This window comes from Stagnihabitans tardus, from assembly GCF_009925085.1.
Lineage (GTDB): Bacteria > Pseudomonadota > Alphaproteobacteria > Rhodobacterales > Rhodobacteraceae > Stagnihabitans > Stagnihabitans tardus.
Genome location: NZ_JAABNR010000006.1, coordinates 215,311 through 237,355, shown reverse-complemented (window position 1 = coordinate 237,355; position 22,045 = coordinate 215,311). Strand labels below are relative to the sequence as shown.

The window sequence follows — 22,045 nt, the reverse complement described above, 5'->3', positions numbered from 1 at the left end:
GCAACGGGGCCTGTCGCTGCGCAATCCGCAAAGCTCCGCGCCAGCCCCCGTTGCCCAACCCGCCCAAATGGGTAAAACTGAAACCCGGAGTCTCGCTCAAGTCGGATAGAACTTGGGGGCAACGTCACAACGTCAATCGCGGCCTATCTTGGACACGGCGAGCTCACGATCAATCCCATCGACGACGGCTATGAACTACATCGGCACGGAACGCCGATCACGGGCGCCCCGAGCGAAGGCGAGAAGACCGCGATCGCGATGTCCTATTTTCTGTCATCCATTGAAGCAGACAACCGGAAGCTGAAGGACCTCATCGTGGTCGTCGACGACCCGGTGTCGAGCCTAGATACGAAGGCGCTGAATTTTGCGTGCTCCCTCGTGAGATCCCGCCTGGAAAAGGCCGCGCAGGTGTTCATCCTCACCCACAACATGCAATGCATGAACGAGTTCAAGAAGGCATGGAAAGGCAGGGCCCGTCCTTCGGCCGACAAGGAGCCGACGGCGAAGTTCCTCTTCATCGATGTAACAATCCCCGAGGGGCAGGCCCGTCGGTCCTCGACGATCGTCGAGATGTCGAAGCTGCTCCGCGAGTACGATTCCGAATACCACTTCCTCTTCAGCCACCTACTCAGGTTCGTGGAGCAGCCCGACACTTACGATGACCATGGCTACTTGATGCCGAACGTCATCCGACGGGTGCTCGACGTGTTCCTGGCCTTCAAGTGTCCAGGCGGCGGTGGGCTGCCTGGACAGCTCGATAAGTTGTGCGTCGACTACCCCGAGCTGGACCGGGAGCAGCTGACTGCCTTGGAGCGGCTCGCCCAAGTCGAATCCCACTCTGACAACATTGACGACTTACTGTCCTTTTCAACGATGACGCTGGAGGAAACGAGGGGAGCGGCAACTCTACTCTTCCACACAATCAAGAAAGTCGATTCTAAACACCTTGAGCGGCTAAAGGGCCTATGCCGCTAGACGCCGGGGCTGAAGGGGGTTGGCCATTTCATCGACCCACAACCCGTAAATTGCCCCCATCTCGCCACCCGAATAGTTCCACGGAAGTTGCCTGACAGCTAGTTGCCCTGAACCGGACATTCATGCCTGATGCACCTAACGACGGCTCTCCGCCCCATGCGTTGATCCGGGCATGGTCGATGTGTTCGGCCCATTGCAGACCCTCGAGCATGCGCTAATGCGTCGGTGTAGCTACACCGACGCAGCCGTCCATGGCGTGGTGCAGCGAAGGCTGTGCTTTACTTCCGGGCATCCGGAAATGACAAGCATGTGAATGAGCCGCCATAGGACCGAGTGACGCCGGTCAAGGAATGCGAAACTAGGCTATGGTAATCACATAGTTTTTGGTAGTAAAGATTCGGCAGCGCGAGGCAGAGCAGCAACATGATAGATGCACTTGTGACTTTTGGCGGCATTGTTGCTGCATTTTCTATTTTTGACTTACTTCTGGATTCCAAGGGACGGGGGAAGCTATCTGAATACATCTTCGGATTTCACAATGTCCCAAAAGGAAGCATAGAAGCATTCGTTGCTCGCACGATCTGCAATGCCCTATCAAATCGAAACGATGAGGTCTCGATTGTTAGAGTTTTAATTTGGTCAATTGCGATGGCGCCACTTTGTGCAGTTTTGGGCGATGTCATTTTTACCTCTGATATGTTATCCTTCAACATATCTGAGTCCGCCTATGCAATCTTGGTTCGGAACGTCTTGTGGAATCCTTCACTGTTTCTTTCGATCTTTGCAATCATTGCCATTGTTAGCCTTCCATTTGACTACTGGAATGCTATTGTCGCAAAACGCATCTACTCAGAAAAATCAAGCTCGATTGGAGTGTGGCATCTAGCTCTCAACGCCATCATTTCAGGGGTTCCTGTAGCATTTTTCTATTTTGGCCTGACTGGTGGCTGGCTATATGCATGGTTGCTTGACCATTTCCTCAACGCATCAGTTTCTCAGACTGATGGCTTCGTGCAACTGCTTGTGATTCATCTGTTTGTTTACTTACCAGCGTCCATTGGCTCTTCAGTCTATCTGTCCTTTCTGGTTCGGATATCTGTTACATTCTTTGCAATAATCATTCGATTCTTGTTGGCAATAACAACGCTGAATAGAGGCATTGCTATGCACTCTAGGGCGCACGATTTTCCCTTTACTAGTGTTGGAGTATTCTTTGCTGTATGCTACTCGATAATCAATCTCCTATAGCGCACCTCGAGAATCCCCTTGCCCCCCCTCCGGAGTATAAGGCGGAGGGCATTTTGCGGTTGGAGTTTGACTAACTTACAGATGAATTTCTTCGATCTCCCACGCCGCTCTGCTAGCTTAGATGCGAGACCTGACCAAATGGTATAGATCGAGGCGCTTGTGCCTTGGGTGGAGTTCCTCCCAATACTGAAACGGGTATGATGCAAGCTCACGCCCGCGCGCGATTGCTGGCTGTGAACAAGCCCTTGGACGCGGTCGCGACGTTCAAGACGCTGGTGCTCTGCATGCTATTCAGCTTTTCTGATGGTCAGATCGAATATCAGGTTCACGTCCGGCTCTCGTTCATGCAGTTCCTTGGCCTCGAACTGGCAGACTGAATCGTAACGCTGGAGGATGGAAGGACCGTGAGGGTTGCTGACCCGCAATAGTATCTTCCAGTGACCTCGGTGACCGTCTGCTTTCCGCCCTCTGCCGCCTTTCGCTTACAAGAACGAAAACCTCTCTGGTCGCTGTCCGAGAGATCCAGTTGGACATCGGGAAGGATGTCGTGCAGACCTAAGATCCCGCCCATCTCATCCGGTCCTGCCTCGATTGCCTCAAGATTTCCCGCTCCGTCCCCGGCTCCAATCTCGCGAGACGCTGCCCTCGTTTCTGTCTCGCTTCGCCTTGATGCGCCGGATGCCCCTCGTGGTGTTTGCCCAGGATCTCGGGGCACCTCTGAAGCGCATCTTTGATAGCGACCGGGCTGCCGCAGTGGCAGTCGCTTCATGGGGTGGTCTCGCTTCGGTGGACGTCGACGAAATGTTGTCCTGGACCGGCGTTCCTGTCGGCGATGTCCGGATGACGTTCCGTGGCGAGACCTTTGTTTCGCGCGCCTTGCGAAGTCCGACCTTGCGCGGTTGCCCAATCTGTCTGCGAGAAGACGCCGAGGCGCATGAGGGTGATCTAGCTGAGGCAATGGCCTATCGAGGGCACTGGCAATTTCGCGAGAGCTTCATCTGTGTAAAGCATGGCCGTTGTCTTGTGCCGCTCTGGTCCAGGACCGCAGAATACGAACGCTACGATTTCTCTACCCGGTTCAAAGAGATCCAGGGCGATCTTCTCGGCGGAAAGCTTGACCCCGGCAAGTTGGAGGAAACCGGGTTTGAGCTCTGGCTGGATCGCCGCCTGCAGACGGGAGAAGATCCGTTCTGGACCAAGAGCGAAGGACTTTACCCAACATCGATTTTCTGTCGCTTCCTCGGAGAGGCGCTCTTGGCCCGCGCAGGGCGGCAAGTTACCCACGATGTCGCCCAGGCCCGAGCGGCGCAGGACGTGGCTTTCGAAGTGGTTTGCCATGGGACGAACGCCATCGCCGAGACCTTGGATCGTCTCGCGACCACAAGCCCGGGGAAATCCTCCGAGCCCAAGGCGGCCTTTGGCGCCCTCTACGGCAAACTTCGACGCGACACCGTCGCGGATCCGACATTCGCAACCTTTCGTGGACTTCTTCGCGATTGCATCCTGCGCAATTTTCCCATCGCTGCTTGCGAGGATTTCTTCGGTGAGCCACTCCCAGAGCGTCGCATCCACTCCCTTTACACGGCAGCCCAAGAGGCAGGGGTGACGGAAGCGCTGCTTCGTCCCTTCTTGGTGGAGCGGGGCGCTTTGCCGGCGGAGGACACCAGGCCTCCGAACCGTCAGATATTTGACGCCCAGATCTTCGCTCCTCTTCTGGCGGAGGTGCCAAAGCTTTCCAGCATCAATGCGCTGAAGGATCTTTTGAACGCGACAAAGACCGAGATTGCGGCCCTGTCGGAGGCGGGGTTCCTTGTGCCGCGGGCCAAGTCGGATGTCGTCCGGCTGAAATGGAACCTCGACGAGGCCCGCGATCTCCTGGATTCGCTGACATCCCGCGCTGAAACCATCGCCGATGACGCTCCCGGCTGGGAGACCCTTCTCGCCGCCAGGATCAGGACCGGCAAATCTGTTCGTGATCTTGTCGTGGGCGCCCAGGCCGACAAGGTTCGGCTGGGGCAGGGGAGCGATGCGGGGTTTCGAGGCCTCCGGCTCTTGTCCACGGATGTCGATGCCCTGGACGTCCCGCACACAGTGACCCTGCCGGAAGACCTGGTGCCTGCGACGGAGTTCGGGAGATCCATCGGCATCAGGGACGGTGGACGCTTCCGGGCTTTCATTGAGGCAGGGCATACGCCCGCGACCTGGGCACGCCATCCGACCAGCGGCGTGCGATTTCTTTATGTCTCGGCCAAGGACATCGAGGCCTTTCACCAGCGCTTCGTGACGATTCCGATCCTGGCGCTGGAACGGGGCCTGCCGATTCCAAAGGTTCGGGCCGCGTTGAAGGCCGCACGTGTCCAGCCGTTCTCTCCCCAGGGGCAAGATTACGGCCGCATCTTCTTGTCGTCGGAGGCAGAGACCGCGTTTGGCCGCAGGAATTGACCGACCAAGAAAATCTCCGGATTTTGCCTTGGTGCCTGCTAACTGCGCTACGTAGGGCTCAAGAAAATCATTATAATTCAAATTATTGCCTAGATATCCCCAGGAAAATCGACCGGTCTCGCAGATTCCCCTTGGAGGGGTGAGCAAGCAAAACCCCCGGAATCGAGCAGACTTATGCCTTATCAACACTGAAGATGGAAGTGGTAGGCCCGGAGGGACTCGAACCCCCAACCAAGGCGTTATGAGCGCCCGGCTCTAACCATTGAGCTACAGGCCCACCGTGGCGCCATGGCTAGCCGCTTGGCTCGGACGGGTCAAGGCGGCCGGGTGCACCTGGCTGGCCCGCAGCGGAAAGCGGGCCTCAAGGGCGCGCTGGGGCGGCGGAGAGCCCGGGCGAAAAGCATTTGGTGCGAAAAAGGGGCTGTGGCAGACTGATCCGTGCAAATGGGCTTGGACAGGGGGCCAGGACGGGCGGCCTGTCCCATCGACTTGGGAATTGACATGACAAACTTTGTTTTCTCGGGCAATTCATCGGCCCCCCAGACGCTGAACGCGAATGAGACCGGCATGATCCTGCCCTCCGGCGCGCTTGGGGCCTCCAACGCGGCGGCGGTCACCATGACGGGCCAGGCCAGCCTGACGGTGCTGGGCACGCTCTATTCCGATGGCGGAGCCTTTGGCATTCCGACCGTCGCCGTCTCGGGCAATGCCAACCGTGTCCTGCTGGGCGAGAGGGGCTATCTCGGCAATACCAAGGGCCCCGCGATCTCGGTGGCGGCGGGCAGCTTCTCCTTGTCCAACAGCGGCCAGATCGAGGCTTCGGCCGAAGGTGTCCTGGCCAGCGGCACCTCGGTCGAGATCGCAAATTCCGGCTCGATCCGCGCCAGCGGCTTCAGCGCGATCAACGTCAGTTCGGACAGTTTCCACCTGGTCAACTCGGGCGAGATCGTGACCCTCGGCGGTGGCACCTCCGTCCAGCTGGTCTCGTGCTATTTCGACATCCTGAACACCGGGACCCTGGGCGGGATTACGGCCCTGCTGACACCGGGGGGCACTGTGACCAACCTGGGCACGATCCTGGGGTCGGTCTTCCTGGGCGGCGGGGCCAATCGCTTTGACGGGGCCCAGGGGGTCGTGACGGGGGTTCTGGATGGGCAGCAGGGCGATGACTGGCTGGCCACCGGCGCCGGGCGCGACCACATCATCGGGGGCGTGGGCAATGACACGATCTCCAGCGGCGCCGATGCCGATACGGTCTCGGGCGGGGCGGGCAATGACGTGATCGCGGGGGGAACGGGCAATGACCGGCTTGTGGGCGATGAGGGCAACGACAGCTTCATGGGCGATGCCGGGTCGGACACGATCATCGGCGGCACCGGGCGCGACATGGTCGACTACCGGGGCTCCTCGGCGGGCGTCGAGGTCGACCTGACCGAGGCGGAGGCCTTTGGCGGCGATGCCGAGGGCGACAGCCTGACGGGGGTCGAGGGCTTGCGCGGTTCGGCCTATGGCGATGTGCTGGTGGGCGACGGCCTGGCCAATCTCTTGCGCGGGGCGGCGGGGGCGGACCGCATCGACGGCGGGGCGGGCAATGACACGCTGCGCGGCGACACGGGCGCCGACACGCTGGAGGGCGGCACGGGCTTTGACACGGTGACCTATGCGGGCGCGACCCGGGGGGTGGTGGTGAACCTCTTCACCGGTGCCGTGCAGGGCGGCCAGGCCCAGGGCGATGTCCTGTCCGGTTTCGAGGCCGTCGTGGGATCGGAGGCGCGCGATCAGCTGACCGGCGACTGGCGCGCCAACCTCCTGAACGGCGGCGGCGAGGGCGACGTGCTCACCGGGGGCCTTGGCAATGACACGCTGATCGGAGGCAGGGGGGCTGCGGGCGACAGTTTCATCTTCAACCCGAACGATGGCACCGACCAGATCTCCGATTTCGAGAGGGGCCGCGACGTCATCGACATCAGCGCCTATGGCTTTGCCAGCTTTGCCGAGATCATGGCCCTGACCACGATTTCGGAGGATGGCAAGGACACGGTGATCGACTTCACCGACAACGGCATCGACGCCAGGATCGTCTTCAAGAGCTGCATCTTCCTGAACGAGACGGAGTTCCAGGATGCGGTGCTCTGGCAATAGGGCCAAGGGTTCGTGCCGGGGGCTTCGGTCCCCGTCAGCGACACCGCATCGTCCTGTCGCGTCCTGAACGCGGTGCAGACCCTGCGGCGCGGCCGACACCCGCCAGGCTCTGGACCAAGGCCCATGGTTGCGGTGCGACCCCCTTTGCGCTAAGGGGGCGGCAAAGCGCACAAGGGGATGATCATGGCCGGACATAATGGGTTGACCTATGCCGAAGCGGGCGTCGATATCGACGCGGGCAACGCGTTGGTCGAGCGGATCAAGCCTGCCGCCAAGCGGACCAACCGCTCGGGCACCATGGGGGGGCTTGGCGGCTTTGGCGCGCTGTTTGACCTCAAGGCCGCGGGCTACAACGACCCGATCCTGGTGGCCGCGACCGATGGTGTGGGCACGAAGCTGCGCATCGCCATCGACACCGGGCTTTACGACACGATCGGCATCGACCTTGTGGCCATGTGCGTCAACGACCTGGTCTGCCAGGGGGCGGAGCCCTTGCTGTTCCTCGACTATTTCGCCACCGGCAAGCTGGTGGTGGAAGACGCCACCCGCATCATCAACGGCATCGCCAAGGGCTGCGAGCTTTCGGGCTGCGCGCTGGTCGGTGGTGAGACGGCCGAGATGCCCGGCATGTATCACGGCGGCGACTTCGACCTGGCCGGTTTCGCGGTCGGCGCCATGGAGCGCGGCACGGAACTGCCTGCCGGGGTCCAGGCGGGGGACGTGATCCTGGGCCTCGCCTCGGACGGGGTGCATTCCAACGGCTACAGCTTCGTGCGCAAGGTGGTGGAGCTGGCGGGCCTCGGCTGGCACGACGCCTCGCCCTTCTCGGAAGGGTCCATCGGCCAGGCGCTCCTGACCCCGACGCGGCTTTACGTCCGCCAAGCCCTGGCGGCGATCCGCGCCGGTGGCGTCCATGGCCTGGCCCATATCACCGGCGGCGGCATCACCGAGAACCCGCCGCGGCTTTGCCCCGAGGGCCTGGGCTGCGCCATCGACCTGTCGGCCTGGACCCTGCCGCCGGTCTTCCGCTGGCTGGCCACCACGGCCAACATGACGGAAGCCGAGCTTCTCAAGACCTTCAACTGCGGCATCGGCATGATGGTCGTCGTCTCCCCCGACCAGGCCGAGGCCACCGCAGCGCTTCTGCGCGAGATGGGCGAGACGGTCTGCACGCTGGGCACGATCGTCGAGGGCGAGGGCGTGGTCTACTCGGGCAAGCTGTTGTGAAGCGCGCCGCCATCCTGATCTCGGGGGGTGGGTCGAACATGAAGGCCCTGGTGGCGGATATGGGGGGGGATCACCCCTGCCGCCCCTGCCTGGTGGCCAGCAATGATCCGGCGGCAGGCGGTATCGCCTGGGCAAAGGCGCAGGGCATCGCCTCGGCGGTGGTCGATCACAGGCCCTTTGGCCGCGACCGCGCGGGCTTCGAGACGGCCCTGCGCGCGCAGATCGATGCGACGGCGCCCGACCTGATCCTGCTCGCGGGCTTCATGCGCATCCTGACCCCCGATTTCATCCGCGCCTACGAGGGGAGGATGCTGAACATCCACCCTTCGCTTCTGCCGAAATACCCAGGGCTCCACACCCATGCCCGGGCTTTGGAGGCGGGTGACACCGAGGCGGGCTGCACCGTCCATGAGGTGACGGCCGATCTCGACGCGGGGCCGATCCTCGGCCAGGCGCGGGTGCCGGTGCTGGCAGGCGACACCGAGGCGACGCTGGCCGCTCGCATCCTGGTGCAGGAACACCGCCTCTACCCCGCCGTTCTGCGCCGCTTTGCGCAAGGAGAACGCGGGCGGCTGGACCTGGGCTAACCCCGGGGTATACCCCGGGCTACGCGGCGGAGACCAAGCGCCCATGTCCTTGCGGTTCGTCTTGCGGCTGGCCGGGCAGGGGGGCGCTGCCCCCCGAGGCCCCTGGCCTCTCCCCCCGGGATATTTGTGCCAATGTGAAAGACAAGAAGTCGCAATTCCTGCGGCTTCGGCTTTCAATTTGGCCCAAATATCCCCGCCGGAGGCCCCGCCTTCCGCAAGCACAAGGGCGCCCTCTCGGACGCCCCTCTTTCAACTTGGCCCAAACACTCCCTTGCGACCGCAACCCCTGCGGCTCAATCCGCCATCTTGGCACGATAGCTTGCGATCTCTTCCATGACGAAATCGCGGAAGGCCGCGACGCGCTTGGAATGGCGGAGTTCCTCGGGATAGGCGAGGAAGACCGGTACGTCGTTGCTTTCGAAATCCGGCAGGACGCGGACCAGATGGGGGCTGTCGGCGGCGACGTAATCGGGCAGGACGCCGATGCCGAGGTGGTTCAAGACCGCCTGCAGCACGCCGAAATAATTGTTCACCGTCAGGGTCGAGGGGATGTCGTGGCTCATGAGCTCTGCCACCATCAAGGCGCCCGCCGCCACCTGGGCCGTGCCCGCGTTCTGGCAGATCAGCCTGTGGTTGGCCATGTCATCCATCGAGGCGGGGGTGCCGTGCTCTTCCAGGTATTTCGGCGTCGCGAAGAGCCTCATCCGGATGTTCATCAGCCTTTTGCGGATCAGGTCGGCCTGGGTCGGCTCCTTCATGCGGATCGCCACATCGGCCTCGCGCATCGGCAGGTCGAGGACGCGCTCTTCCAGCATCAGGTCGATCTTCAGCGCGGGGTATTTCTTGTAGAGATTGGCGAGACGCGGGGCCAGCCAGAGCGTGCCGAAACCCGTGGCGGTGGTCACCCGCAGCTCGCCAAAGACCTCGTCCTCGCTGTCGCGGATCCGCGCCGCAGCCGCCTCCAGCCGCCGCACCATCTGGCTCGTCGCGTCGAAGAGAAGCTCCCCCTGTTCGGTCAGGATCAGGCCCCGCGCGTGGCGGTGGAAGAGCGTCACCGAGAGGCTCTCCTCCAGGGCGCGGATCTGGCGCGAGACGGCGGATTGCGACAGGTGCAGGACCTCGCCCGCATGGGTCAGGCTGCCCTTGTCAGCCACCGCATGAAATATGCGCAGCTTGTCCCAGTCCATCATGGTGGCCTCCCGTGTTGGTCTTATCTGGCCCATCGCGGGGGCTCGTGTAAAGCGCGCAAACATGAAACCGATGCGGCGAAAAGGCAAATCACGTCCGCGACAGCCGCCTTTCGCTTCGCGCCCGGGTTGTTTAAGGTGGCGCAAAACGAAAGGGCAGGGCCATGGCAGTAGGCATATTCGATTCCGGTCTCGGGGGGCTGACGGTTCTGGACGCCGTGCAGCGGCGCTTGCCCGATGTGCCCTTCGTCTATTTCGGCGACAATGCGCACGCGCCTTACGGTGTAAGGACGGCCGATGACATCTTCGACCTGACCTGTGCCGCGACCGAATGCCTTTGGGCCGAGGGCTGCGACCTGGTGATCCTCGCTTGCAACACCGCCTCTGCCGCCGCCTTGAAGCGCATGCAGGACACCTGGATTCCGCCGGGTAAGCGCGTCTTGGGCGTCTTCGTCCCCCTGATCGAGGCCCTGACCGAGCGGCAATGGGGCGACAATTCCCCCCCGCGCGAGGTCGCGGTGAAACATGTGGCGCTCTTTGCCACGCCCGCCACCGTGGCCTCCCGCGCCTTCCAGCGCGAATTGGCCTTCCGCGCCATTGGCGTCGATGTCGAGGCCCAGCCCTGCGCCGGTGTCGTCGATGCGATCGAGCAGGGCGACGAGATCCTGGCCGAGGCGCTGGTCCGCTCCCATGTCGAGGCCTTGAAGCGCCGCATGCCCCATCCCGAGGCCGCGGTCCTGGGCTGCACGCATTATCCCCTGATGGAGCGCGCCTTCCAGGAGGCGCTGGGGCCGCAGGTCAAGGTCTATAGCCAGGCCAATCTTGTGGCCGAGAGCCTGGCCGATTACCTGATCCGCCGGCCGGAGTTCCGGGGTCCGGGCCAGGTGTCGAAATTCCTGACCACGGGCGAGCCGGGGAACGTCTCCTCCAAGGCCACGCAATTCCTGCGCCGCAAGATCACTTTCGAGGCGGCCTGAGGGCCCGAATTTTCTGCGAAAATTCAAGACTGGGCCCGAGTTTTCCGCGAAAATTCAAGTCCCGGTGCCCCCGGGGCCGGACTGGTTGTCAAAATGCTGCAACTGCGGCATTCTGGCGCAAAGGAACTTCCGATGACCGCCCGCAGCCTTGCCCTTCCCTTCGCCCTGACCCGTCGCGCCTTGATGGCGGCGGTCCCCGCCTCCTTCCTGCCGCGTCCGGGCCTGGGGCAGGAGGCGCGGCCCCAGACTTGGGCGCCCCGGGTCCTGCCCGAGATCCCGGGCCTGCCCAACCTCCACCACGTGGCGCCCAACCTCTACCGCGCGGCCCAGCCCGACGCCCAGGGCTTCGCGGCGGCCGAGAAGCTTGGGATCTGGCGGGTGATTTCCCTGCGCCAGACGGTGCGCGATGCGCCCCTGGCCGAGGGCACGGGGCTCGACCTCGTGCGCGTGCCGATGAAGAGCCGCCATGTGGCCGAGCGCGATGGGGTCAAGGTCGTGGCGGCGCTGCGGGCCCTGCGGCTGGGGATGGAGGCGGGGCCGGTGCTGGTCCATTGCCACCACGGCGCCGACCGCACCGGGCTGATCTGCGCCCTCTACCGGCTGTTGCACCAGGGCTGGTCGCGGCAGGAGGCCATCGACGAGATGACCCTGGGCGGCTTCGGCTATCACCCGATCTGGGCCAATATCCCGCGCTATCTTTGGGCGGTCGACCTGGGCGAGCTGCGCGAAAGGGTGCTTGGATGACGCATGAAGACTGGCAGGCCGAGCGCATGGCGGCGCTTGCAGCCGAGGATGGCTGGCTGAACCTGACCGACAGGGTCGAGATCCCGCCGGGTCCGCAAAGGGTCGGGCGGGGGGCGGATTGCGACCTGGTCCTTTCGGTCGGGCCCGAGCTCCTGGGCGTGATCGAGGCTGATGCCACCAGCGCGCGCCTCGATGGCGTCCCTTTCGCAGCTTCGGGCGGCAACCCGATGTTGCGGAAGGGAAATCTGCTGCTGGAGCTTCACACGGTGGATGGCATCCCGGCGCTGCGGGTGCGGGATCTCGACCTCAAGCGCGATGTGAAGATCACCTCCTATCCCCATGATCCGGCTTGGGTTATCGAGGCCGAGTGGCTGGCCCTGCCGCCGCGCCCCCAGGCGGTGGAGCAAAAGGGCGGTGGGCTGACCGAGGTGACCCTGACCCATGCGGCGCGCTTCACCCATGGGGGCCAGGAGGTCACGCTTCTCGCCACCCATTGGAAGGCGGGAAAGCCGATGTTCGTGATCCGCGACGCGACCTCGGGGCGGACGACCTATGCGGCCAGCCGTTTCCTGATCGCCGAGCCCGAGGGCGCCCGCATCACGCTCGACTTCAACCGCGCCCATAACCCGCCCTGCGCCTTCACCGATTTCGCCATCTGCCCCCTGCCACCCCGCGAAAACCGCCTCCCCTTCGCCATCGAGGCCGGGGAAATGCGGCTGGGCCAGGTCTGAGCCGCCCCAAGTTCGGGGGGCCGCGGGCCCGCCCCGAGCCCCCCGCCCGGGGAAGGCCAGGGCCTCCCCCGGACCCCCTCCATTTATGCTTGGGCACATGCTTGTCTGGCATTCCCCTTTCAGCTTGGCCCAAATATCCACGGGGTTTCTCAAGGGGTTTGCCGCTGGTTTCGTCACTGGTCCGAGAAGCCAGCGGCATGGCTCCCCTTAAGGCGGGTGCCGGGGCTGCCGCGCCCCTGACCCCGCCTCGAGGGACCCAAGGGGCCCTTCAGACCTCCCCGGAATATCTCTCGTCACATTTTCCCCTTTCAGCTTGGCCCAAATATCCACGGGGTTTCTCAAGGGGAGCGTGCTCCCCTTGAGGCGGGGGGTGCGGGGGGCGGCAGCCCCCAGCTTGGCCGAAGAAAAAACCGCTCCCGGCGCCGCCTTGCCGCCCCCGCACGCCGCAAGACCTCTCCCTGATCCTCCCCCTTCCCCTTTCATCTTTTCCCAAATATCCACGGGGTTTCCAAAGGGGTTTGCCGCTGGCTTCGCCACTGGTCCGAGAAGCCAGCGGCATGGCTCCCCTTTGGGCAGGGGGTGCGGGGGGCGGCAGCCCCCCGCCTGCCCGGAGAAGAAACCCGCTCGAGAGGCCCTGATGACCCGCAACCGAAACGGCCTCCTCCTTCTCCTCGCGGGCTCTGCGGTGGACAGTTCCTCCGGTCTCCTCACCCGCCTGACCACGGCCGATGGCTTCACCACGGCCTCGGCGCGGGGCTTCTTGGCCTTTGGCTTCCTCTTCGCCGTCCTGGCGCTGGTCACCCGGGGCCGCCCCTTTGCGGCGCTGAGGGCCATCGGTCCCTGGGGCCTTGGCTTTGCGGTGATGAATTCGGCCGGGATGGTGCTGAATGTCCTCTCGCTGAAATTCACCTCGCCCGCGAATTTCTTCATGATCTTCGCGACCGCCCCCTTCATCGCGGCGCTCCTCGCCTGGGGCTTCCTGAAAGAGCGCCCCGACCGGCCCACGCTGATCGCCGCCCTCGCGGGGCTCCTTGGCATTGCGATCATGGTCTCGGGCGGGCTCAAGGGGGTGAACCTGGGCGATGTCCTGGCCCTGGTCGTGGTGCTGGGCTACTGCGCCAATGTCCTGATCCTGCGCCGCGCACCGCAGATCGAGGTCCTGCCGCTGATCACCGCCACGGTCCTGGGCTCGGGCCTCCTCGCCTTGCCCTTTGCGAGCTTCGGCGCCCTTTCCGCGCCGGATTGGGCGGTCTTGACCACCCTGGGCTTCCTGCAACTCGGCCTCGGCAATATCCTGATCTTCTCCGCCGTCTCGCGCGTCACGGCGGCGGAGGCGGGGCTTCTGGGGCTGATGGGTGCCGTCTTTGCGCCGCTTTGGGTGCTGGCGGGCCTCGGCGAGCTTCCACCCACCCCCACGCTGATCGGCGGCGCGGTCATCCTTGTCGCGGGGGTGACACACTTCTTCGCGACCCTGGGCCGGACCCCGCCAAAGTCCCAAGAATAGGCTTGCATCGCAGGGGTCTTGGCGCCACATGAGGGCCCAAAGCGCAGAAGGAGCCGACATGACCCACCGCATCGCCATCCTCGGCGCCTCGGGCTATACCGGGGCAGAGCTGGTCCGCCTGATCGCCACTCATCCCGACATGACGATCACCGCGCTCTCGGCCGATCGCAAGGCGGGGATGGCTATGGCCGAGGTCTTTCCCTTCCTGCGCCACCTTGACCTGCCGCGGCTCTGCAAGATCGACGAGATCGACTTCAGCCAGGTCGACCTCTGCTTCTGCGCGCTGCCGCATGGCACGACGCAAGAGGTCATCTCGGCCCTGCCGCGCAACCTGAAGATCGTCGACCTCTCCGCTGATTTCCGGCTGCGGGATGCGGCGGCCTATGAAAAGTGGTATGGTGCGCCGCATAAAGCGCTCGATCTGCAGGCCGAGGCCGTCTATGGCCTGACCGAGTTCTACCGCTCCGAGATCGCATCGGCGCGGCTGGTGGCGGGCACGGGCTGCAATGCGGCCACGGGTCAATTCGCGCTGCGTCCGCTGATTGCCGCGGGGGTGATCGACCTCGACGACATCCTGATCGACCTCAAGGCCGGGGTTTCGGGCGCGGGCCGCACGCCCAAGGAGATGCTGCTTCACGCCGAGCTCTCTGGCGGCACCCATACCTATTCCGCCGGCGGCAAACACCGGCACCTGGGCGAGTTCGACCAGGAGTTCTCCAAGATCGCCGGGCGCCCGGTCATGGTGCAGTTCACGCCCCATCTTCTGCCGATGAACCGGGGGATCCTCGCCACGGTCTATGTCAAGGGCGACGCGAAGACCATCCACCAAACCCTTGAAAGCGCTTACGCTTCCGAGCCCTTCCTGCAAGTCCTGCCCTTCGGCCAACTGCCCTCGACCCGCGATATCGTGGGTTCGAACTACTGCCACCTCGGCGTGATCGGCGACCGGATTCCGGGGCGCGCCGTCGTGGTTTCGGTCCTGGACAACCTGAACAAGGGCTCTTCCGGCCAGGCGCTGCAGAACGCCAACCTGATGCTGGGCCTGCCCGAGACCATGGGCCTGACGCTCGCCCCCATCTTCCCGTGATTGAGAGGACCAAATGGCCGGAATGAAGGGGCTGAAGAAGACCCGCCGCATCCAGATCATCCTTTTGACCTTTGCCGCCCTGATCGCCTCGGTGGTGCTGATGGTCTATGCGATGCAAGACGGCATCAACTTCTTCCGCTCGCCCACCCAGGTGACGACCGAGCCGCCCTCTCCGAACGAGGTCTTCCGCCTGGGCGGCCTGGTCGAGGTCGGGTCGCTCCAGCGGGGGCAGGGCGAGACGGTCTCGTTCAAGGTGACCGACAGCAACGAGACCGTGCCGGTGACCTTCAAGGGCGTCCTGCCCGACCTCTTCGCCGAGGGTGCGGGGGTGGTGGCCACGGGGCAGATGCAGGGCGATACCTTCGTGGCCTCCGAGATCCTCGCCAAGCATGACGAGACCTATATGCCCAAGGAAGTCATCGACTCGCTGAAAGAGCAGGGCGTCTACGTCGCGCCCTCGCAATAGGCGCGCCGCCCGCCTGGGCGGGCAGTGCTTCAGCCGCCCACCGCGCGCATCGGTTAACGCAAATTAACCTGCCCGTCGCAGCCTGTCGGAAACCGAAAGGGGACCGACATGCTTTCCATTCAAGACATCGCCAATGAGATCGTCGCCCGCGAGGGCGGCTATGTGAATGACCCCGACGACCCGGGCGGGGCGACCAAGTATGGCGTGACGATCCACACGATGCGCGCGCTGGGTCGCGACCTGAACCACGACGGGCGCATCGACCCGTCCGACGTGCGCCTTTTGGAGAAATCCGAGGCCGTCGAGATCTTCCTGACCCGCTATTTCGACCGCCCGGGGCTGGGCACCCTGCCGCCCGCGCTGCAGGCTTCGGTCTTCGACATGTATGTCAATGCCGGGGTCATGGCGGTCAAGCTCTTGCAGCGCGTCCTGATCAAGCGCGGCCACAAGATCACCGACGACGGGCTTTTGGGCCCGAAGACCCTCGCCGCGACCCGGGCCGAGATGGCCAAGGGCGCCACCGCCTTCGTCGATGCCTATGGCCTGGCGCGGCGCGATTTCTATTACGCGCTGGCCGATGCCCGCCCCGCCAGCCGCAAATACGCCCGCCGCAAGGACGGCGGCAAGGGCGGCTGGATCACCAGGGCCGAGGAATTCATCTCTCCCGCCCTGCACCTGACCCCCGATCAACACCGCGCCCGCGTCGCGCATTGGAACTGAAGGAGCATCCGATGGACCTGTCCACCCTGGCCCGCAAGGCCGATGACCTGGCCGAAGACCTGGCCGAAAAGACCGCCACGCTGGGCGCCAAGGCGCAAGATGCGGCCCAGACGATCGAGACCACGGCCGAGCTCCTCTCGGCCCAGCTCGACAAGGCCGTGGCCTCGGGCGCCATCCCGGCCATGCCCGCCCCCCAGGTCGGCCCCAAGGCGAAACCGGGCTACGACCACCTGATCGACGCACTGAACCGCCTGCCGCGCCCGATCCTGGCGCTCACCACCGTGGCGCTTTTCCTCGTGGCCGCGATCGCCCCCGCCTGGTTCGAGGCAAGGATGGAGGCGCTCTCGGCCATCCCCGAGCCGCTCTGGTGGCTTGCGGGCGCGGTCATCACGCTCTTCTTCGGCTCGCGCGAGGCCTTCTACCGCCGCCAGACCCCGCCGAAGTCCTGACCCAGCCGCAGCCCCGGGGTATACCCCGGGCTACGCGGCGGCACGAGAAGCCCCGATCTCCCCCAAGGCGCGCCCGGCCCCCCCGGCGCGCCTTTCCCCTTTCATCTTTTCACAAATATCCCGCGGGAGGGTCCGGGAGGGTGTGAAACCCTCCCGGGGTCTGCCGCCAAAGATCGGGGAGGGTGTGAAACCCTCCCGTTCTGCCCGAAAAAGCCCACCAGCCTCCCAATCCCCGTTTACCTTGGCATAAAAATCTCATGGGGAGGTCCGGAGGGGGGCGAGCCCCCCTCTGGCTCTTCCTTCCTGCGCCAAGGCCCCGGCCAAATCCCCGCCCCGTCCTTGACCTCTTGGCCCGCCTCTGGCATCCCGAACCCAAGAGAACAGGACTTGATCAAATGAACCTCTTTGCCGATCTCCGCGCCCTTGTCGTGGCCGAACTGACCGCGATGACCGCTGAAGGCGCGCTGCCCCAGGGTCTCGACTTCGCCAATGTGGCGGTCGAGCCGCCGCGAGACCCTGCCCATGGCGACATGGCGACCAATGCGGCCATGGTGCTGGCCAAGCCTGCGGGCCTCGCCCCCCGCGCCATTGCCGAGGCGCTGGCCGCCCGCTTGGGCGCCGATCCCCGCATCAAGGAGGCCTCTGTCGCAGGCCCCGGTTTCCTGAACCTGCGGCTTTCGGACCTCGTCTGGCAGGACGTGATCCTCTCCGCCCTGACCGAGGGCGCGGGCTTCGGCCGCTCGACCCTGGGCGCGGGCCGCCGCGTCAATGTCGAATTCGTCTCGGCCAACCCGACTGGCCCCATGCATGTGGGCCATGTGCGCGGCGCGGTGGTGGGCGATGCGCTGTCCAACCTCCTGGCCTTTGCGGGCTATGACGTCACCCGCGAATATTACATCAACGACGGCGGCGCGCAGGTCGATGTGCTGGCGCGCTCCGCCTATGAGCGTTACCGCGAGGCCAATGGCCTCTCCCCGGAAATCCGCGAAGGCCTCTACCCCGGCGATTACCTCATCCCCGTGGGTGAGGCGCTGAAGGCCCGCTTCGGCGACAGCCTTCTGAACCAGCCCGAGGAAGCCTGGCTCGCCCAGATCCGCGAGATCGCGACCGAGCTGATGATGGCCGAGATCCGCTCGGACTTGGCCCTTCTCGGCGTCCAGATGGATGTCTATTCCAGCGAAAAGGCGCTTTACGGCACCGGCAAGATCGAGGCCGCGATCCAGACGCTCCGCGACCATGACCTGATCTATGAAGGCGTGCTGGAACCGCCCAAGGGCAAGACGCCCGAAGACTGGGAGCCCCGGGTCCAGACCCTCTTCCGCTCGACGGCGCATGGGGATGACGTCGACCGCCCGGTGATGAAATCCGACGGCTCCTGGACCTATTTCGCCCCCGATATCGCCTATCACTTCGACAAGGTCCAACGCGGCTTTGACGAGCTGATCGACATTTTCGGCGCCGACCATGGCGGCTATGTCAAGCGCATGAAGGCCGCCGTTGCGGCGCTGTCCAACGCCCGGGTGCCGCTGGATATCAAGCTGATCCAGCTCGTGAAGCTTTACAAGAACGGCGAGCCCTTCAAGATGTCCAAGCGGGCAGGGACCTTCGTGACCCTCCGCGACGTGGTCAACGAGGCGGGGGCCGATGTCACCCGCTTCATCATGCTGACGCGCAAGAACGACGTGGCCCTGGATTTCGACTTCGCCAAGGTGCTGGAGCAGTCCAAGGACAACCCGGTCTTCTACGTCCAATACGCCAATGCCCGGATCAACTCGGTCCTGCGCAAGGCGCGTGAGGCGGGAATCGACGTCTCGGACGCCACCCTGGCCAAGGCCGACCTTTCGATCCTGACCCATCCGGCTGAAATCGACATGGCGCAAGCCATCGCCGAATTCCCGCGCGAGGTGGAGATCGCCGCCAAGGGCAACGAGCCGCACCGCATCGCCTTCTATCTTTACGAGCTGGCGTCAGAGCTTCATGGCCTGTGGAACAAGGGCAATGACGATGTCTCGCTGCGCTTCGTGCAGGACGACAAAGCCACAACCCAGGCGAAAATTGCGCTGGCGCGTGCGACGGGCGTTGTGATTTCCAACGGTCTCGCTATCCTTGGCGTCAAACCGGTCGAGGAAATGCGGTAACAAGCCGCCCCGACCGACAAGACCAACCCCCCCGGGCAAGGGGGTAACAGAGCAGTCAGACAGGGGGCGGCATGTATCGCCTCCGCGAGGTGAGGCATATGGCGGATTACGATTTCGACCAGTTCGAAGGCTATGACCAGCCGCAATCTGCGGGCCTTGGCGCGCTTGGCGACAAGGCCCGGCGCTGGGTCCATATCGCGGGCGCGGTCTCGTCGGTGGCGCTGATCCTGGGGCTTGGCGTCTGGGGCTATCAGCTGGCCGTGCGCGATGTGACCGGGGTTCCGGTGATGCGCGCCATGGCGGGGGCGATGCGAATCTCCCCGGCCGATCCGGGCGGGCAACAGGCGCTGAACCAGGGGCTGACCGTGAATGCCGTGGCCGCCATGGGCTCGCCCGTGCCCCAGGCCGAAGAGATCACCCTGGCCCCCGCCGCAGCCGATCTGATGCCCGAGGACGCGGCGCCTGTCCTCGCCGAAGAGGTCCCCGCCGTGCAGCCGCGCCTGATGCTGGCCGATCCCGAGAACGCCTCTTCGCTGGAGATGGCCCTGATCGACCCGGCCGCACCGACCCCCGACCAGGATTTCATGAAGCCCGATGGCTCGGTGCTGGACAATCCCAACGTGATCCGCGTCTCGCTGCGCCCTGCCGCGCGGCCCCAGGCCCTGGGTGGCGGGATGCAGCTCAAGGCCGTGCAGACCGTCTCGGGCGAAAGCGAGCCCTCCCCGGTTCCGGCTGACTTCCAGACGATCGAGGCCGCAGCCATCCCAACCGGCACGCCGCTCGTGCAGTTCGGCGTCTTCGAGACCCCCGAGGCGGCGCGCGACCGTTACGGCGTTCTCTTGGCCTCCTTCCCCGAGGTCATGGGCGACCTGACGCCCATGATCGAGGCCGCGCAATCGGGCGGGCGCAACTTTTATCGCCTGCGGGCGGAAGGTTACGCCTCGCTGGATGAGGCGCGGGAGTTCTGCAAGGGTCTGCCGTCCAATGTCACCGACTGTATCCCGGTGGTGAAGAAGTGATCGGCAAGGGTGCTGCGATCTTCGGCTGCGAGGGCATGGTCCTTGGGGCCGATGAGGCCGCCTTCTTCCGCGACTTCGACCCTTTCGGCTTCATCCTCTTCGCCCGCAATGTCGAGAGCCCTGACCAGGTCCGCCGCCTGACCGCCTCTCTGCGTGAGGCCGTGGGCCGCGATGCGCCCATCCTGGTGGACCAGGAGGGCGGCCGCGTCCAGCGCCTGCGCGCGCCCCATTGGCGCGAATGGACCCCGCCCCTGGATTTCGTGACCGCCGCAGGCCCCCGCGCCGAAGAGGCCTTGCGCCTGCGCTATGCGATCCTGGGCGCGGAATTGCTGGATGTCGGCATCGACGCCGATTGCGCTCCGGTGGGCGACCTGATCACCGGGAAAACCCATCCTTTCCTGAAGAACCGCTGCTATGGCTCCGACCCCGCCACCGTCGCGCGCTTGGGCCGTGCCGTGGCCGATGGGCTTCTCATGGCGGGCGTGATGCCGGTGATGAAGCACCTCCCCGGCCATGGAAGGTCAGAGGTCGACACCCACCACGAGCTCCCCACCGTCACCGCCTCCCGCGAGGAGGTGAATGCCCATGACTTCGCCCCCTTCCGGGCGTGGCGCGACCTGCCCATGGCCATGACCGCGCATCTGGTCTTTACCGCCTGGGACGGGGAGCGCCCCGCCACGCAATCCCCCGCCATGATCCGGGCGATCCGCGAGGAGATCGGCTTTCAGGGCCTTCTGATGACCGACGATCTGAACATGCAGGCCTTGAAGGGCGACCTTGGTCAGCGCACCCGCGCCAGCATCGATGCGGGCGTCGATATCGCCTTGCACTGCAAGGGCGTGCTTGCGGAAATGCAGGCCGTGGCGCATGAGGCGGGCGAGATGACCGCCCAAGCGCGTGCCCGCGCCGAGAAGGTCATCGCCAATCGTCCCAAGGCATCGGTTGACATCCGACAGGCAGAGCGCGACCTTCGCGCCATCATGCCGGATGCGTTTCATGGCCCCAACTGACGACTTCGAACCCGAAGATGCGCTGATCGTCGATGTCGAGGGCTTTGAAGGCCCGCTCGACCTCCTCCTGACGCTCTCGCGCAGCCAGAAGGTCGATTTGCGCCGGGTCTCGGTCCTGGGCCTCGCCGAACAATACCTGCGCTTCGTCGAAAAGGCCCGGGCTTTGCGCATCGAGCTTGCCGCCGATTACCTCGTCATGGCCGCCTGGCTCGCCTATCTGAAATCCCGTCTGCTGCTGCCCCCCGACCCGACCGAAGAGGGCCCAAGCGCCGAAGACCTCGCCCTTCACCTGGCCTTTCAGCTGGAGCGGTTGCAAGCCATGCGCGAGGCCGCTGCCCGGCTGATGGCCCGCGACCAGAAAATGCGCGACTTCTTCCCCCGTGGCGCGCCCGAGGCCCTGGCGCATTTGCGCACCGTGCAATGGGAGGCGAGCCTCCTGGACCTGATGCGCGCCTATGCCCGCATCAGGACCCGCGACGAGTTTAGACCTTACGCTTTCGACCGCCACAATGTCTACACGATGGAACAGGCTTTGGACCGGATGCGGGGCCTCATCGGTTACATGGGCGCCTGGGCCGACCTGACCTCTTTCCTGCCCGAGGGCTGGGGCGAGGAGCCCTCGCGCCGCCGCTCCGCCATGGCCGCCCATTTCGCGGCGATCCTCGAGATGGCCAAGCGCGGCCAGGTCGACCTGCGCCAGGGCGAGACCTTTGCCCCCATCTATCTGAAACGGAAGGGCGAATGAGCCAGGACCCGATCGAGAAGAGCCTCTTCGAGGCCCCGCCCATCGCCGAACAGGAGCGCATGATCGAAGCGATCCTCTTCGCCGTGGCCGAGCCTCTGACCATGGCCGAGATCTCGGCCCGCCTCCCCGAGGGCTGCGATGCTGCCGAGGCCATGGTCTACCTGCGCAAGCGCTATGAGGGGCGGGGGGTCCATCTGGTCCGCGTGGGCGACGCTTACGCTTTTCGGACGGCCCCCGACCTCGGCCACCTGATGCGCAAGGAGACGGTGGAGCCGCGCAAGCTCTCCCGCGCTGCCATCGAAACGCTCGCGATCATCGCCTATCACCAGCCCGTCACCCGCGCCGAGATCGAGGAAATCCGCGGCGTCGCGGTCTCGCGCGGGACGGTGGATCTGCTCCTGGAGCTCGACTGGATCCGCCTTGGCCGCCGTCGCATGACCCCGGGCCGCCCGGTGACCTTTGTCGTGACGGAAGCCTTCCTCGACCACTTCGGCCTGGAAAGCGCCCGCGACCTGCCGGGGATCAAGGAGCTCCGCGCCGCAGGACTTCTGGACAGCCGCCCCTTGCCTGGGCAGCCCGAGACCCCAGATGATGAGGACGAGGTCGAAAGCCCGGGCCAGACCGAGCTTTTCGAGGACTGAACCGCA

Annotated in this window: 21 protein-coding genes and 1 tRNA gene; 20 read left to right on the top strand and 2 right to left on the bottom strand. The window is 64.6% G+C overall.

All coding sequences use genetic code 11. The annotated features are described in order from the left end of the window. Positions 1 to 105 precede the first annotated feature (105 nt). The 4 genes from GV832_RS08590 (at position 106) to GV832_RS08575 (ending at position 4,665) form a co-directional block, all read left to right on the top strand. Positions 106 to 975 (top strand): AAA family ATPase, encoded by an 870-nt coding sequence (locus tag GV832_RS08590; protein ID WP_354001942.1) that lies wholly within the window; start codon positions 106 to 108, stop codon positions 973 to 975. Between the two features lie 423 nt (positions 976 to 1,398). Next, complete coding sequence (locus tag GV832_RS08585; protein WP_168774426.1) at positions 1,399 to 2,223, top strand: hypothetical protein; 825 nt, start codon at positions 1,399 to 1,401, stop codon at positions 2,221 to 2,223. 197 nt (positions 2,224 to 2,420) lie between these two features. Next, positions 2,421 to 2,600, top strand: a complete 180-nt coding sequence (locus GV832_RS08580; protein ID WP_168774425.1) for a transposase — start codon at positions 2,421 to 2,423, stop codon at positions 2,598 to 2,600. 214 nt (positions 2,601 to 2,814) lie between these two features. Next, positions 2,815 to 4,665 (top strand): TniQ family protein, encoded by a 1,851-nt coding sequence (locus tag GV832_RS08575; RefSeq protein WP_168774424.1) that lies wholly within the window; start codon positions 2,815 to 2,817, stop codon positions 4,663 to 4,665. 201 nt (positions 4,666 to 4,866) lie between these two features. Here GV832_RS08575 and GV832_RS08570 read toward each other — a convergent pair. Continuing rightward, positions 4,867 to 4,942: transfer RNA gene (locus tag GV832_RS08570), tRNA-Ile, on the bottom strand. A gap of 224 nt (positions 4,943 to 5,166) precedes the next feature. On the opposite strand from GV832_RS08570, the gene GV832_RS08565 reads away from it, so the two are divergent. The 3 genes from GV832_RS08565 (at position 5,167) to purN (ending at position 8,621) form a co-directional block, all read left to right on the top strand. Then, positions 5,167 to 6,807 (top strand): calcium-binding protein, encoded by a 1,641-nt coding sequence (locus tag GV832_RS08565; RefSeq protein WP_168774423.1) that lies wholly within the window; start codon positions 5,167 to 5,169, stop codon positions 6,805 to 6,807. Between the two features lie 183 nt (positions 6,808 to 6,990). Beyond that, positions 6,991 to 8,034 (top strand): phosphoribosylformylglycinamidine cyclo-ligase, encoded by a 1,044-nt coding sequence (gene purM, locus GV832_RS08560; protein WP_227754311.1) that lies wholly within the window; start codon positions 6,991 to 6,993, stop codon positions 8,032 to 8,034. Continuing rightward, positions 8,031 to 8,621 (top strand): phosphoribosylglycinamide formyltransferase, encoded by a 591-nt coding sequence (gene purN / locus GV832_RS08555; protein ID WP_168774422.1) that lies wholly within the window; start codon positions 8,031 to 8,033, stop codon positions 8,619 to 8,621. Before purM ends, purN begins: the two co-directional genes overlap by 4 nt. 293 nt (positions 8,622 to 8,914) lie before the next feature. Here purN and GV832_RS08550 read toward each other — a convergent pair whose 3' ends face one another. Further along, positions 8,915 to 9,808, bottom strand: coding sequence for a LysR family transcriptional regulator (locus GV832_RS08550; protein WP_168774444.1), 894 nt, complete (start codon positions 9,806 to 9,808; stop codon positions 8,915 to 8,917). A 164-nt stretch (positions 9,809 to 9,972) separates the two neighbouring features. Between GV832_RS08550 and GV832_RS08545 the strand changes: the two genes are divergently transcribed. From GV832_RS08545 to scpB, 13 genes are all read left to right on the top strand, one after another. Next, positions 9,973 to 10,785, top strand: a complete 813-nt coding sequence (locus tag GV832_RS08545; protein ID WP_168774421.1) for a glutamate racemase — start codon at positions 9,973 to 9,975, stop codon at positions 10,783 to 10,785. A 132-nt stretch (positions 10,786 to 10,917) separates the two neighbouring features. Further along, positions 10,918 to 11,529, top strand: coding sequence for a tyrosine-protein phosphatase (locus GV832_RS08540; RefSeq protein WP_168774420.1), 612 nt, complete (start codon positions 10,918 to 10,920; stop codon positions 11,527 to 11,529). After that, positions 11,526 to 12,260 carry a DUF1684 domain-containing protein gene (locus GV832_RS08535; RefSeq protein ID WP_168774419.1) on the top strand — a complete coding sequence of 245 codons (735 nt, stop codon included), beginning with the start codon at positions 11,526 to 11,528 and terminating at the stop codon, positions 12,258 to 12,260. The genes GV832_RS08540 and GV832_RS08535 overlap by 4 nt, the downstream gene beginning before the upstream one ends. A 637-nt stretch (positions 12,261 to 12,897) precedes the next feature. Beyond that, positions 12,898 to 13,764, top strand: coding sequence for a DMT family transporter (locus tag GV832_RS08530; RefSeq protein ID WP_168774418.1), 867 nt, complete (start codon positions 12,898 to 12,900; stop codon positions 13,762 to 13,764). A gap of 58 nt (positions 13,765 to 13,822) precedes the next feature. Next, positions 13,823 to 14,851 carry an N-acetyl-gamma-glutamyl-phosphate reductase gene (argC, locus tag GV832_RS08525; RefSeq protein ID WP_168774417.1) on the top strand — a complete coding sequence of 343 codons (1,029 nt, stop codon included), beginning with the start codon at positions 13,823 to 13,825 and terminating at the stop codon, positions 14,849 to 14,851. A gap of 22 nt (positions 14,852 to 14,873) precedes the next feature. Then, positions 14,874 to 15,317, top strand: a complete 444-nt coding sequence (gene ccmE, locus GV832_RS08520; RefSeq protein ID WP_168774443.1) for a cytochrome c maturation protein CcmE — start codon at positions 14,874 to 14,876, stop codon at positions 15,315 to 15,317. 108 nt (positions 15,318 to 15,425) lie between these two features. After that, positions 15,426 to 16,037 (top strand): holin-associated N-acetylmuramidase, encoded by a 612-nt coding sequence (locus GV832_RS08515; protein ID WP_168774416.1) that lies wholly within the window; start codon positions 15,426 to 15,428, stop codon positions 16,035 to 16,037. 11 nt (positions 16,038 to 16,048) lie between these two features. Beyond that, positions 16,049 to 16,486, top strand: a complete 438-nt coding sequence (locus GV832_RS08510) for a 3TM-type holin (RefSeq protein ID WP_168774415.1) — start codon at positions 16,049 to 16,051, stop codon at positions 16,484 to 16,486. Between the two features lie 395 nt (positions 16,487 to 16,881). After that, positions 16,882 to 18,624, top strand: coding sequence for an arginine--tRNA ligase (argS, locus tag GV832_RS08505; RefSeq protein WP_168774414.1), 1,743 nt, complete (start codon positions 16,882 to 16,884; stop codon positions 18,622 to 18,624). A gap of 71 nt (positions 18,625 to 18,695) precedes the next feature. Next, positions 18,696 to 19,643, top strand: coding sequence for an SPOR domain-containing protein (locus tag GV832_RS08500; protein WP_168774413.1), 948 nt, complete (start codon positions 18,696 to 18,698; stop codon positions 19,641 to 19,643). Between the two features lie 35 nt (positions 19,644 to 19,678). Further along, a complete protein-coding gene (locus GV832_RS08495; protein WP_168774442.1) occupies positions 19,679 to 20,653 on the top strand; it encodes a glycoside hydrolase family 3 protein in 975 nt (324 codons plus the stop codon). Then, entirely contained in the window at positions 20,640 to 21,398 is a 759-nt protein-coding gene (locus tag GV832_RS08490) for a segregation and condensation protein A (RefSeq protein ID WP_227754310.1), read from the top strand. Before GV832_RS08495 ends, GV832_RS08490 begins: the two co-directional genes overlap by 14 nt. Then, positions 21,395 to 22,039 (top strand): SMC-Scp complex subunit ScpB, encoded by a 645-nt coding sequence (scpB, locus tag GV832_RS08485; protein WP_168774411.1) that lies wholly within the window; start codon positions 21,395 to 21,397, stop codon positions 22,037 to 22,039. Before GV832_RS08490 ends, scpB begins: the two co-directional genes overlap by 4 nt. Positions 22,040 to 22,045 lie beyond the last annotated feature (6 nt).